At 63.9% G+C, this 13,826-nt stretch carries 10 protein-coding genes; 7 read left to right on the top strand and 3 right to left on the bottom strand.

Features of this window, described 5'->3' with window-relative positions:
• The first annotated feature begins 14 nt into the window (after positions 1-14).
• The 3 genes from KW842_RS15210 to KW842_RS15200 all read left to right on the top strand — a co-directional run bounded on the left by KW842_RS15210 (position 15) and on the right by KW842_RS15200 (position 3,478).
• Positions 15-710, top strand: coding sequence for a TetR/AcrR family transcriptional regulator (locus KW842_RS15210; RefSeq protein WP_218304944.1), 696 nt, complete (start codon positions 15-17; stop codon positions 708-710).
• Between the two features lie 72 nt (positions 711-782).
• On the top strand, positions 783-3,014 hold the full coding sequence (locus KW842_RS15205) for an ATP-binding protein (RefSeq protein WP_218304943.1): 2,232 nt from the start codon (positions 783-785) through the stop codon (positions 3,012-3,014).
• An 8-nt stretch (positions 3,015-3,022) separates the two neighbouring features.
• Positions 3,023-3,478 carry a response regulator gene (locus tag KW842_RS15200; protein WP_218304942.1) on the top strand — a complete coding sequence of 152 codons (456 nt, stop codon included), beginning with the start codon at positions 3,023-3,025 and terminating at the stop codon, positions 3,476-3,478.
• Here the strand turns inward: KW842_RS15200 and KW842_RS15195 are convergent.
• Positions 3,465-5,081 (bottom strand): response regulator, encoded by a 1,617-nt coding sequence (locus tag KW842_RS15195; protein WP_218304941.1) that lies wholly within the window; start codon positions 5,079-5,081, stop codon positions 3,465-3,467. The genes KW842_RS15200 and KW842_RS15195 overlap by 14 nt on opposite strands.
• A 128-nt stretch (positions 5,082-5,209) precedes the next feature.
• Here KW842_RS15195 and KW842_RS15190 point away from each other — a divergent pair, with 128 nt between their 5' ends.
• Positions 5,210-5,788: a biliverdin-producing heme oxygenase gene (locus tag KW842_RS15190; RefSeq protein WP_229223708.1), complete on the top strand. Its 579-nt coding sequence runs from the start codon at positions 5,210-5,212 to the stop codon at positions 5,786-5,788.
• On the opposite strand, the gene KW842_RS15185 is transcribed toward KW842_RS15190, so the two are convergent.
• Positions 5,751-6,872 (bottom strand): branched-chain amino acid ABC transporter substrate-binding protein, encoded by a 1,122-nt coding sequence (locus KW842_RS15185; protein WP_218304939.1) that lies wholly within the window; start codon positions 6,870-6,872, stop codon positions 5,751-5,753. The two genes, KW842_RS15190 and KW842_RS15185, sit on opposite strands and share 38 nt — an antisense overlap.
• Before the next feature lie 209 nt (positions 6,873-7,081).
• Positions 7,082-9,076, bottom strand: a complete 1,995-nt coding sequence (locus KW842_RS15180; RefSeq protein WP_218304938.1) for a hypothetical protein — start codon at positions 9,074-9,076, stop codon at positions 7,082-7,084.
• Between the two features lie 189 nt (positions 9,077-9,265).
• Between KW842_RS15180 and KW842_RS15175 the strand changes: the two genes are divergently transcribed.
• The 3 genes from KW842_RS15175 (at position 9,266) to KW842_RS15165 (ending at position 13,826) form a co-directional block, all read left to right on the top strand.
• Positions 9,266-9,619 carry a YqjD family protein gene (locus KW842_RS15175; RefSeq protein WP_218304937.1) on the top strand — a complete coding sequence of 118 codons (354 nt, stop codon included), beginning with the start codon at positions 9,266-9,268 and terminating at the stop codon, positions 9,617-9,619.
• An 81-nt stretch (positions 9,620-9,700) separates the two neighbouring features.
• On the top strand, positions 9,701-12,121 hold the full coding sequence (locus KW842_RS15170; protein WP_218304936.1) for a catalase: 2,421 nt from the start codon (positions 9,701-9,703) through the stop codon (positions 12,119-12,121).
• A gap of 82 nt (positions 12,122-12,203) precedes the next feature.
• Positions 12,204-13,826, top strand: coding sequence for an MFS transporter (locus KW842_RS15165; protein ID WP_218304935.1), 1,623 nt, complete (start codon positions 12,204-12,206; stop codon positions 13,824-13,826).

The following is a 13,826-nucleotide window of genomic DNA, read 5'->3' as shown; positions in this document are numbered from 1 at the left end:
TTTATACTAGTCACATGAACGACATAAGCACTATTTCTGTAAATCATCAAAAGCGCGCCGGTAATGAGCGGCGTGAACGCACCCGCGCGCTGCTGCTGCGCAGCGCCATTGATGTGTTTGCCCAGTTCGGCCCGGACGCCCCGGTGATCGACCACTTTATTGCCGCCGCCGGCGTGGCGCGTGGCACGTTTTACAATTATTTCAAGAGCACCCATGAACTGCTGGCTGCCGTCACCGAAGAGCTGAACGAGGAAGTGCTGGGCATGGTCGATCCGCATGTGCTGCGTTACGACGACCCGGTCGTGCGCTTCTGCGTCGGCACCCGGCTGTACGCACACTTCGCGCTGCGCTATCCGGTATGGGGCGCTTTCCTCACCCGCATCGGCCCGGCCCACGCAGTGCGCGGCCGCCGTATGGACCGCTACCTGATGCGCGACCTGGAACTGTGCCGCTCCAGCGGCCGCTTTGTTGCCAGTAATACGCTGATGGTGCGCGACCTGATCCTGGGCTCGCTGTTCTTCGGCATCGAAACCTCGCTGACCGAAGGCGGCAATGGCCAGCAGCACATCGAGGACATGCTGTGCACCATCCTGCACGGCCTCGGATTGCCGGCAGATGAAGCGAAAAGCATCGTCTACATGCCGCTGCCGGCCATCGGTCCGGTGTTGTCGCCGGTGTTCGCCACGCTGAAAACTGTTCAGGACAACTAGGCGTTTCGTGCGGCACGGCGAGGTAGAGCTTGGTATGATGCAGACCTGATAATTTCGGATTTCTTCGTCCCCATGCCCCAGGATAGCAACGCCATCGATATCGTGAGCTGCGAGCATGAGCCGATCCGCATTCCCGGCGCGGTGCAGCCGCACGGCTTTCTGCTGGCGCTGGCGGCCGATGGCAATCCGCGGATCGTGCAGGTCAGCGAGAATCTGGCCCGCGCCACTGGCATCGCGCCACAACAGGCGCTGGGGCTGACGCTGCCGGACATCATCGGCGAGCCAGCCGCGCAGGCGCTCACGCCCTTGCTGGCGGATGGCAAGCTGCGTGATCGTCCGGTCTACCTGGCCACCATCAGCATCGGAGGCGTTGCCTTCGACGCGCTGGCGCATGCCTGCGATGGCCTGCACATCCTCGAATTCGAACCGGCGCGCGGCAGCTATGGCGCCGACCTGCTGCACCTGTATCCGCTGGTCGGCGACTTCCTCAACAAAATCAGCGACGCCGGCACCATCGAAGAACTCAGCAAGCTGGCCGCCGCTGAAATCCGCGCACTGACCGGTTTCGGCCGGGTGCTGGTCTACTGCTTCGATGAGGAAGGCCACGGTAATGTGCTGGCCGAATCGCTGGCCGATGGCTACGACAGCTACCAGGGCCAGCGCTTCCCGGCCAGCGACATTCCACGCCAGGCCCGTGAACTGTATGTGGCCAACCGCGTACGCATCATCCAGGATGCCAATTACACGCCGGCCGCGTTGACGCCGGTGAGCAATCCGCTCAGCGGCCAGCCCACCGACCTGTCGTTCGCTGCGCTGCGCAGCGTCTCGCCGGTGCACCTGCAATACATGCGCAATATGGGTACGCTGGCGTCGATGTCGGTGTCGCTGGTGGTCAGGGGCAAGCTGTGGGGGCTGATCTCCTGCCACCACGCCGAACCGCGCATGCTGAGCTTCCACCAGCGTACCGTGTGCGAGCAGCTGGGGCAGATCCTGGCGCTGCACATCAAGAACCGCGCCGATGCCGACGAACTGCAGTTCCGCCTTGAAGTGCGGCGCTCGATGGTGCGCATCCTCGGCGGCCTGACGCAAGGCGCGGACTTCATCGAAAACCTGCGCAGCGTGCTGCCCGAACTGCTGCACTTCGCGCGTGCAGGCGGCGTCGCCATCGTGATTGACGACCGGCTGATTACCTTCGGCGATACGCCATCCGATGAACAAGTCCGAGCGCTGGCGGACTGGCTGGGCGCGAATGTGCAGGATGACGTATTCCATAGCGCGCACCTGTCCGCGCGCTACGCGCCGGCCGCCGACTACACCGGTAGCGCCAGCGGCCTGTTGGCGATGCAGATTTCGCGCATCCACCAGCATTACCTGTTGTGGTTCCGTCCCGAGCACGTCTTCCATATCGACTGGGCAGGGCGCCCGGATGGCAAGGAACTGCGCGCCGGCCAACTGACGCCGCGCACCAGCTTCCAGCTGTGGCGCGAGACCATACACGGCAGCAGCACGCCATGGCGCGACGGCGAGGTGGAGCTGGCGGTGGAGTTTCGCGCCGCGCTGCTGGGCATTGCGCTGGAACGCGCCGAGCAGATGGCCGACCTGGCCGAAGAACTGGGCCGCGCCAACAAGGAGCTGGAGGCGTTCTCATATTCGGTGTCGCATGATTTGCGCGCGCCGCTGCGGCATATCGTCGGTTTCTCCGACCTGCTGATGGAAACCGCCGGTGCCGACAATCCGGAACGTCGCCAGCGCTTCCTGGCCAACATCAAGGACGCGGCGCGTCTGGCCGGCAAGCTGGTGGACGACTTGCTGAGCTTTTCGCAGATGGGCCGCGCCGCGTTGCGGCCGATCCGCGTCCGTATGGACGACCTGGTGCGCGGCTGCATCGACAAGCTGGCGCCGGATCTCCCGCCGCACCGCATCGACTGGCAGGTGGATGCGCTGCCGGAGATCACCGCCGATCCGGTTTTCCTGCAACTGGCGCTGTATAATTTGCTGTCGAACGCAGTCAAGTTCACCGCCAACAGCAGTCCGGCGGTGGTGCGCATCAGCAGCGAGAAACTGCCTGGCGAGACTGCGTTTCACGTTGCCGACAATGGCGTCGGCTTCAATATGGAATATGCCCATAAACTGTTTGGCGTATTCCAGCGCCTGCACCGCATGGAAGATTTCCAGGGCACGGGCATCGGACTTGCCAATGTGCGCCGCATCGTCGAGCGCCATGGCGGCCGGGTCTGGGCCACTTCCGTGCCGGGGGAGGGCGCGACGTTTTCGTTTGCCCTGCCCGATATTGATATTGAGTGAGATCCCGTATGTTAAAGCCCATTCTGCTTGTGGAAGATAATCCTAACGATCTGGAACTGACCCTGATCGCGCTGGAGCGCAGCCAGCTGGCCAATGAAGTGATCGTGGTGCGTGATGGCGCCGAAGCGCTGGACTACCTGCATGCGCGCGGCGCCTACGCCACGCGCGAGCTGGGTAATCCGGCAGTGGTGCTGCTGGATCTGAAGCTGCCCAAGGTGGACGGCCTGGAAGTGCTGGCCGAAATCCGTGGCTCCACCACGCTGAAAAGCATGCCGGTGGTGATGCTGACGTCATCGCGCGAAGAGCAGGACCTGGTGCGCAGCTATGAGCTGGGCGTCAATGCCTATGTGGTCAAGCCGGTGGACTTTGGCGAATTCGTGCGCGCCATCGCCGACCTGGGCATCTTCTGGGCGGTGCTCAACGAGCCGCCGCCAGGTTCGCACCGCTACATCAAGCCGCAGTAACGCCGTTCCGCCGCAGCAGATGGCGGATGCGCGAACTCAGCACCTCCACCGTGTACGGCTTGCGCAACAGGTGCACGCCGGGCGGCAGCTTGCCATCGTGCGCCAGCACGCCTTCCGCATAGCCCGAGGTGAACAGTACCTGCGCCTTGGGCAGCTTGCGCTGCACCAGCTCACTCAATTCCAGGCTGCTGACTTTGCCAGGCATGATCACGTCGGTGAACAGCAGGTCGATGTGGGCGCCGTCCTCGATCAAGTGTGCGGCCTGTTCGGCGTCGGCGCTGCTCAGTACCGCATAACCCAGTGCCGCCAGCAGATCGACGGTGGATTCGCGCACATCTTCCTCGTCTTCCACCACCAGGATGGTTTCTGCACCCGCGCTCAGTGGCGATGACGGTGCGGGCGTTGGCGTGGCCGGCGCGTCCAGGCTGCGGCGCAGGCAGATCTGCACGCAGGTGCCGACGCCAACCGTGCTTTGCAGCGCGATCTCGCCGCCGGACTGCTTGACGAAGCCATAGGCCATGCTCAGGCCCAGGCCGGTGCCCTGGCCGGTCGGCTTGGTGGTAAAGAATGGCTCAAATGCCCGCAGCAGCACTTCTTCCGGCATGCCGACGCCGGTGTCGGCGATTTCGATCAGTACATACTCAGCGCTGCTGTCGCCATGCTTGTCCGGCAGCGGCGAACCGGCCGGCAGGTTGCGCGCGCGGATGGTCAGCGTGCCTTCGCCGTTCATCGCATCGCGCGCGTTGATGGCCAGGTTGAGGATCACATTGTTTAACTGGCCGATATCGACCTCGATATTCCACAGCTGCGGCGCGATATCGGTGACCACCTGCGCGCGCGGACCCAGCACGCGGCGCAGCATGTCGTCCATATTGGCCAGCACCGGTTGCAGCTCCACCACCGCGTTTTGCAGCGGCTGGCGGCGCGCGAAGGCCAGCAGGTGGGCCGCCAGACGCGCGCCGCGTTCCACACCGTTCAGCGCGTTGTCGACGCGCGCCATGCCTTGCGGGTTAAGGCCGCCGATCATCTTCACCAGCTGCAGGTTGCCGCCGATAATTTGCAGCACGTTGTTGAAGTCGTGCGCCACGCCGCCGGTCAGCTGGCCGATGGCTTCCATTTTCTGCGACTGATGCAGCGCCGCCTGGCTGGCGCGCAGCTCCTCTTCGCGCTGGCGCAGTTCGAGAAAGGCAGCGTCGCGTTGCAGGCGCGCCTGATAGGCAGCGCTGTGGTAGCGGATGCGCGCTTCCAGTTCGCGCGCGTCCGGCCATTTGACCAGGTAGTCGTTGGCGCCCAGCGCGAAGGCGCGCGCCTTGATGTCGGCGTCGTCTTCGGAAGATAGCAGGATGATGGGGATGTGTTCGGTGTCCGGCGTGGCGCGCAGCATGCGGATCACGTCGAAGCCGTCCGGGCCGGGCATGCGCAGGTCGACCAGGACAACTGTCGCCTCGGTTTCGCGGCATAGCGCTGCGGCCTGCTCGGCGCGGCTGTCGTAGCGCAGGCGGATGCCGGCCTGGCGCGACAGGTGGTAGCCGATCAGGTCTTCGGCCATGGCCTCGTCATCGATCAGCAGGACGGAGCAGGGTTGTGCTGGAGTATCGTTCATGGACCAAAAATACGCTGGGAATATGGAAATTCTACCTGAGCGTGAGCCTAAGCGAATGTGCTGTTGCGTACCGTGCGCAAGGCGCGTCTGTGTACAATCGTTAAATCATGTTGAGCCTGGGGAATGAATTGGATGTATTGACCGCCTTGCGCGCCGCCACGGCGCAGCGCCATGCCGAACTGGACACGCGCACGCCGCTGGCCGCCGAGGCGCCGGACCTGCGCGCCTATCGTGACCATCTGCACCTGCTGGAAGCCTGGCTGGCGCCGTTGCAGCCGGCGCTGGCGGACACCCCATCCGGGCTGCCGCCGCGCGATTACCTGTCGCTGATCCGCGCCGACCTGGCGCATCCGGCGCTGGCCGGGCTGCCGGCATTGCCGTCATTGCAAGCGGCGCTGCTGCCGCAGCTGGACGATGCGGCTTACCGCTGGGGTGTCAGGTATGTGGTGGAGGGATCGCAACTGGGCGGTGCGGTGCTGTACAAGCGCCTGCACGACAAGCTGGCACCGCATCCCTTGGCGTATCTGCGCGGCGATGGATCACCGGGGCCGCGCTGGCAGCAATTCCTTGCCGCGCTGCGCGGCGCCGTGGTGAGCGAGCGCCAGATCGAACAGGCTTGCCACGGCGCGCGGCAAGCCTTTGACAGCCTGATCGGGCTGCTGGATGGGCTTAGTAGCTCGTCAGTGGAGACGGCTGGCCGCCCTTGAAGGTGAAGATGGTCACCGGCGACTGTTTCATATCGCCCTTGGCATCAAACGCGTAGACGCCTGCCACGCCCTGGTAGGAACCGGCGCTGATTACCGCCTGCACTTTTTGCGGATCGATCGAGTTTGCCTTCTGCATCGCCTGGGCGTACATCATGGTGGCGTCGTAGTAGGCGGCTGCGTAGACATCGGCGTCCTGCTTGAAGCGGGCCTTGAACCTGGCCTTGAAGGCCGGGCCTGCCGAAGCTTTGTCGAGGATGGCACCGCCTTGCGAGCACAGCACGTTGTCGCCGACCGCGTCACCGCCCAGTTTGCCCATTTCTGCGGTGCAGATGGTGTCGCCGCCCAGCAGCTTGGCGTTGATGCCCAGCTGTTTCATCTGCCGCGCCATCGGTGCGCCTTGTGGCGCATAGCCGCCGAAGAAGATCGCTTCGACCTTCTTGGTTTTCAGCTTGGTCAGGATGGCGGTAAAGTCAAAGGCCTTGTCGTTGGTGAACTCGTGGCCGACCACGTTCATGCCGGCGGCTTTGGCCTGTTTCTTGAATTCCTCGGCCACGCCCTGGCCGAAGGCAGTGCGGTCGTCGATTACGGCGACGGTCTTGAAGTTCAGTTCCTTGGCGGCGTACAGCGCCATTTTCGAGCCGAGCTGGGTGTCGCTGGCGTTGACGCGGTACAGGCCGCTGTAGCCTTGCTGGGTCAGCTTGGGATTGGTGGCCACGGTGGCGATCAGCGCGCCGGCGTCGTTGTAGGTGCGCGAGGCTGGGATGGCCACGCCGGAGTTGTACGGGCCGACCACGAAGCGCACGCCCTTGTCGATCAGTTTTTGGGCAGCGGCCATGCCGGCTTTGGGATCGCCCTGGTCGTCTTCCGACAGCAGTTCGAATTTGACCTTTTTGCCGGCGACGGTGATCGGCTTGGCATTGAGTTCTTCCACCGCCAGGCGGGCGCCGCTTTCGTTGTCCTTGCCGGAGAAGGCTTGCGAGCCGGACAACGGGCCGCTATGGCCGATTTTGACCACGGTATCCTGGGCGTGCGCGCCAAAGGCGGCCATCAACGCCAGGGCGGCGGCAGTGTGCTTCAATTTCATGCGATCTCCTGAATAACTATAGTCCGACGATTATCGCCAAAAACGCAGAATATTATCGTGCGAGTTTAGCCGCTAAACACGAGTCGTTCAGAATTTAATTTGGTGCACCTCGCCCCGGAAAGGGGCGGTCACACCGTCTTCCCGGCGAAAGCCGGGACCCATGCTGAATTTGCTTGCATGCGCCCCTGCTTGGTCTTGCTTGTTGCGTGTTACGGCGCGTTGCCAATGCTGCGGGTGGCCGTGGTAGCGTTCACTGCGCTCACGCGGGGAATAGCCGCTTGGGCTGCTTGTGTGGCACCAGCGTTGGTGCCAGCCACGTTGTTGATGTTGTAAGCAGCAATTGCAGCGGCCAGCGCCGGGTTGGCGCGCAGGTCGGTTGATGCATCGATGGCGTTTTGCGCGGCCGCGGCCTGAGCGGCATTGGTCTGTTCGGCGGTCGCCTGTGCCGCTGCAGCTTGCTGCGCGGCGTTGGCGGCAGCCGCAGCCTGTTGCGCCGCATTGGCAGCTGCGGCATTCGCAGCCGCCAAGCTCGTCGCGGCCTCCTGCGCTGCGCTGGCTTGTTGTGCAGCGACGGCGGCGGCCGTGGTGGCGGCTTCGGCGGAAGTAGCGTTGTTCTGCGCCAGGCGCGCTTGCGCTGCGGCCGCAGTGGCAGCAGCGTTTTGCGCAGCCATCGCATCGGCCGCATTCTGCGCCGCCTGCGCCTGCGCGGCAGCCGATTGTGCGGCAGCGTTGGCGATGGCCACTTGCGCAGCAGCGTTCTGCGCCGCCTGTGCCTGTTGCGCCTGCGTGGCGTTGGCGGGAATACTGACGCTTTGCGCTGCGTTCTGCGCAGCGACCGCCTGCTGCTGCGCCTGCTGCGCGGCAGAGGTGGCGCTGTTCACCGTGACTGTAGCCTGCTGACGCGCAGTCTGCGCCTGCGCCGTCGCTTGCGCCTGCGCGCTGGCGGTCTGCGAATTGAGCTGCTGCGCCTCATCTGCCGCTTGCGCCTGCTCGGCTGTGGCCCGCGCGTTGGCTTGCTGGGCTGCCGTCTGCGCGGTGGTCTGCTGCGCTTCGTCTGCGGCCCGTGCTTCAGCGGCTTCCTGGGCTGCGGCCTGCTGGGCGGCGATGGCTTGTTGCGTGGTTTGCGTGGCCGAGGTTTGCTGCGTTTCTTGCGTCGCGGTCCGCTCGGCATTGGCTGCTTGCGCGCGCTCGGCGGCGGCCTGATTCAGTGCCTGCGTTTGCAGCAGCGACGATACGCCGGCCGCCTGCGCTTGCTGGAAGTTCTGCAACTGCGTGGCCGCTTGCTGAATCTGTGCCTGCTGATCGGTCTGCGCTGCCTGCAGCCGGTCATTCTGCGCCTGCTGCGCTTGTTGCGCCGCCAACTGCTGCTGGTTAACGATAGGCGATGGCGTCTCCGGCTGCTGTGCATTGGTCGCCTGCTCCAGCTGCGCGCGCTGGGCGGCAAGGCGGTCAGCGGCGGTTTCCCGAAGCGGATTCTGCGACAGATTGTCGAACTCCGCACGCGCCAGGTCCAGCCGCGCATTGGCCGCCAAATCAGCTGGCGTCAACGCTGGCTGCTGCACTTGCGTCAACAACTGGAAGGGATTGCTGTTCAAGCCCGCAATCTGCGAACTGCCGGCAGCGCTCAACTGCTCCGCGAACTGCGTGGCCTGCTCGCGGAAATTGTTCAGCGTGTTCTGCAAGGTCTGCGTGGTCTGCTGATTATTCGCATTGAACGCCGCACGCAACAGCTCCGGCTCCAGCGACAAGCCGCCAGTCAGATCCGACAGCAGCGGCGGCTGCAAGGTCACACCAAGCTGCGCCAGATTCTGCGCCTGCGTATTCACGCCATCACTGGTCTGCTGCGTCAAACTGTTGACCAGATTATTCAGCAGCGAAGCCTGCTGCGGCTGGCCCTGATCGAAATCCACCGACGGCAGCAAATTGAACGCATCCACCACATTCTGTACCGCGCTATTCACCGTATCCGCTTGCTGAGCGGGCGTGCCCTGTGCCTGCGCCAGCTGCTGCTGAGCATTCGTCACCGATAGCAGAAAACCCGCCACCGGCGACAGATCAACCTGCACCGACGCAGCAGGCGGCGCATCCAGCGCCGAGCCCACCGCATTGACGGTAGCACTATTGACCGCCGCCGCTTCGGCCGCGCGATTTACCGCTTGCAATTCCGTCGCTGCGGACGGCGTCAGGGATGAAATGGGAAACATGCCGCTCTCCAGGAGTGTCAGAATATGCCTCGGTTGTAGCATGCGCCTGGGACGGCGGCCGCGTCCGTGTGCCACTTCACATAGTAGAGCCATTTTTCACATTGTTAGCTTGCGCACGGTCAAGCGCGGCGGATGCGCCTATCGTGGCAGTTCCTACCCCGAACTCCCAACCAACGAGAGGATCTCATCATGGAAAACAGCATCGACAGCAAAATCAATAACACCCGCGACGGCGTCACCCAAATCGGTAAAGACCTGCGCGCCGACGCGCACGCCACCATCGACAAAGTCGCGCAAAAAGTACCACCAACCACCGACCGCCTGGCCGCACAAGCCCACACCGGCGTCGACAAAGTAGCCGACACCGTCGAAAGCACTTCCGACACGCTGGCTGCGCGCAGCAAGCAAGTCGTTGAAACCTACAAGAACCTCACCGAATCGAGCCGCAACCACGTGCGCGCCAATCCGGTGATCTCGGTACTGGTGGCCGCCGCCGCCGGCTACGGCATCTCCAAGTTGCTGGGTTCACGCAGCAGCAAATAATCCTGTCATGCCCGGCCGGTATCGCTGCGGGGAAGACCGGTAGTGTCCCGTACCGGGCTCTTCGTCTCACTAAGGATATCCATGGCTAACAGTAAAAAAACGCCGGCCTCCGTTTTGGGGGCTGGTTCCGTATTGAGTACCGTCTCGGGACCATCGTCGGCATCCACGCCGGACAATCTCGGCGGCGCCAGCCCGCAAGAGCAAGCCCTCATCAATAAGGTAGCAGGAGGCCAGCAGACCGCTGCAGGAATACCGTTCAACGCCAACAAGGCAGGCGAGCATGGCGAAGCAGCGCGCACGCCGCAACCGGGCAAGACCTGTCCGGTCCCGCATCCCGTGGTGACGGCAAGCACCGTTGCGGAAACCAACGCTTCGCCCAAGGTAGGCAGCGGCGTGCCGCCAGTGGGCGTCTGCCCTGCCGGCCATCTGGACCGCGTGCGCGCCGACGGCGGCGAGCAGCGCCTGACCACCAATCAGGGCGTGCCGGTAGCGGATAACCAGAATTCTTTGAAGATCGGCCTGCGCGGTCCCACCGCGATGGAAGACTTCATCCTGCGCGAGAAACTCACCCACTTCGACCATGAGCGGATTCCGGAACGCGTGGTGCACGCGCGCGGTTCGGCGGCGCATGGCTATTTCGAAGCCTATGAAGACCTGAGCGCCATCACCCGGGCCGCGCCGTTTGCCGCCGCCGGAAAACGCACGCCGGTGTTCGTGCGCTTCTCCACCGTGGCCGGTGAACGCGGTTCGGCTGACACCGTGCGCGATGTGCGCGGCTTCGCCGTCAAGTTCTATACCGATGAAGGCAACTGGGACCTGGTCGGGAATAATATGCCGGTGTTCTTCATCCAGGATGCGATGAAATTCCCCGATCTGGTCCACGCGGTCAAGCCAGAACCGCATCACGCCATGCCCCAGGCATCCAGCGCGCACGACACCTTCTGGGACTTTGTCTCGCTGATGCCGGAATCGACCCACATGCTGATGTGGCAGATGTCCGACCGCGCCATCCCGCGCAGCTACCGCACCATGCAAGGCTTCGGCGTACACACCTTCCGCCTGGTGAATGCGCAGGGCGAATCGGTATTCGTCAAATTCCACTGGAACCCGGTGGGCGGCACGCACTCGCTGGTGTGGGACGAAGCGGCCAAGATCGTCGGCGCCGATCCAGACTTCCACCGCCGCGATCTGTGGGAAGCCATCGAAGCCGGCGCCTATCCGGAATGGGAACTGGGCCTGCAAATCTTCACCGAAGAACAGGCCGAGTCCTTCCCGTTCGACGTGCTGGACGCCACCAAGATCGTGCCGGAAGAACTGGTCCCGCTGCGCATCGTCGGCAAGATGACGCTGAACCGCAACCCGGACAACTTCTTCGCCGAGACCGAGCAGGTGGCCTTCTGCACCGCGCACATCGTGCCCGGTATCGACTTCAGCAACGACCCGCTGCTGCAAGGCCGTATCCACTCCTACCTGGACACGCAGATCAGCCGCCTCGGTGGGCCGAACTTCCACGAGATTCCGGTCAACGCGCCGCTGGCACCGGTGCACAACAATCAGCGCGATGGCATGCATCGCCAGGCCGTGCATCGCGGCCGCGTGGCGTATGAGCCGAATTCGCTGGGTGGCGGCTGTCCGTTCCAGGCTGGCATGGCGGGCTTCACCACCGCCTTCAGCCGCATGCCGCAGCCGCCGGAAGACAAGGTGCGCGGCAAGCCGGAGCTGTTTGCCGACCACTACTCGCAGGCGCGTTTGTTCTGGATCAGCCAGAGCCCGGCCGAGCAGGCGCACATCGTCAACGCCTTCCGCTTTGAACTGACGCGCGTGCAGACGCCGGCGGTGCGGGTGCGGCTGCTGTCGATGCTGGCGAATGTCGATCCTATCCTGGTCGAAGGCGTGGCGCAGGGACTGGGGCTGGAAGTACCGCCGCCGATGCCGCTGGCGATTGATACGCCACCAGCGCATTACGAGCCATCGCCACCGCTGTCGCTGCTGGCGCGTCCTGGCGCCATCGGTCCGAAGACGCGCAAGGTGGCTATCCTGGCTGGGCATGGCGTGGAAGCGGACAGCCTGAAAGCCATCTACACTGATCTTCTGGCTGCGGGCGCCGCGCCGCGTGTGGTGGCGCCGCAACTGGGCCAGCTAGCGGCGACCGACGGCAGCCGGATCGACATCGAGATTTCCATCGATGCCGGTCCGGGCGTGCTGTATGACGCGGTGGTCATCGCCGACGGCGCCACCAGCGCGAACATGCTGGCGAACGACGCCGACGCGCGCGAGTTCGTGCGCCACCAGTATCGCCACTGCAAACCGATCCTGGCCGTCGGCGAGGGCAAGCAGCTGCTGCTGGCGGCCGGCATTCCGCCGGCGCGTCCGGACGGCTCGCCCGACCTGGCCTTGTGGACAGTGGAGGCGGACGCACTGGATGGCACGCTGGCGGCGTTCAAGCAGGCGCTCGGCGATCATCGCAACTTCCAGCGGGAAAACGACGCTGTGGCGGTCTAAAGGAGGCTATCACCATTGAAGTATGCACTGATGGCGGGCATAGTGATATGCTCGCCATAACGCATTTCAGGACTTTAGACGCATGGACGTTTACGCCCCTCAAGCCTGGCAGCCTCACGAGCGTCCTACCTTGCCCGGATCGCCATCCAATCCGCACCACTCGTTCGAGAAGCGGATTGCCTTTCTGGTGGTTGGTTTTATCGTCGCGATTACCGGCGGCCTCGGAAATGCGCTGGTGTCGGTCAACCTGCTGTACGCGCAGGGATCGCTGGGCGTGACCCTGACCGAAATCCAGTGGCTGCCGGCTGCTTACGTGATGACGAATGTCTCGATGAACCTGTTGCTGGTCAAATTCCGCCAGCAGTACGGGCTGCGGCTGTTCACCGAATTATTCCTGGTGTTGTACGCGCTGGTCACCGTGGCGCACTTGTTCGTGCACGGACTGGGTTCGGCCATCGCGGTGCGCGCCGCGCACGGCATGAGCGGCGCGGCGCTGACCACGCTCGGGCTGTATTACACCTTGCAGGCTTTCCCCGCGCAGCATCGCCTGAAAGGCGCGGTGCTGGGCATCGGCTTCTCGCAGCTGGCGACGCCGATGGCGCGGCTGTTCTCCTCGGAGCTGATGGAGATCGCCGAGTGGCGCGGGCTGTACTTCTTTGAACTGGGACTGGCGCTGGTGTCGCTGGCCTGTGTGCTGTGGCTCAAGCTGCCGCCAGGTGATCGCATCAAGGTGTTCGAGAAAATGGACTTCCTCACCTTCGGCCTGTTCGCGCCGGGCGTGGCACTGCTGTCGGCGGTGCTGGCGCTGGGGCGCACCGTGTGGTGGCTGGATGCGCCGTGGGTTGGCTATGCGCTGGCCGGAGCTATCTTACTGATTACCGCCGCGCTGGCGGTTGAGCATAACCGCGCGCGGCCGCTGATCAACACGCGCTGGCTGTCCAACGCCAATATGGCGCGGCTGGCTTTGTCGGTGCTGCTGATCCGCGTGGTGCAGTCGGAGGCCAGCGGCACGGTGGGCTTCATGCAGGCGCTGGGATTGAACAACGACCAGATGATGACCCTGTGGTGGATCGTCATGTTCGGCGCGGTGGCCGGGATGGTGGTCAGCGCGCTGACGATCACGCCGGCGCGCGGCACGGCGCAGTTGCTGTTTTCGCTGGCGGTGATGGCGCTGGGCGCGTATATGGATTCCAATGCCAACAATCTCACCCGTCCGGAGGACGTGTACCTGAGCCAGTTCCTGCTGGGCTTTGGCGGCGCGATGTTTGTCGGGCCGACCTTCATCTCCGGCTTTGGCGCGGTGATCGCGGCGCCGAATAATCTGATCAGCTTCTCGGTCATGTTCAGCATTACGCAAACGCTGGGCAGCCTGCTCGGCACGGCGCTGACTGGCACCTTCCAGGTGTGGCGCGAGAAGTATCATTCCAGCATTCTGGTCGAACACTTGTCGCTGCTGGACCCGCAGGTGGCGGCGCGTATCCAGTCCGGTGGCCTGGCGTCGCTGAGCGCTGCGGCGACGCGCGAGGCTAACATCCTGGCGTATAACGACGTCTTCCTGGGCATTACCGTGCTGGCGCTGCTGACCATGGCGTGGCTGCTGGCGCGCTGGATCTGGACCGAATGCGTGGTGTGCAAATCCCCATTAGGGCCAAACGCGCAGACGGGTATGGCCAATGTCTCTCTTAATAATTCTGGATCTCGCTAA

The sequence above is a fragment of the Duganella sp. sic0402 genome (genome assembly GCF_019219065.1).
In the GTDB taxonomy this organism is placed as follows: domain Bacteria; phylum Pseudomonadota; class Gammaproteobacteria; order Burkholderiales; family Burkholderiaceae_D; genus Rugamonas.
This window is presented reverse-complemented; position numbering and strand designations above follow the sequence as displayed.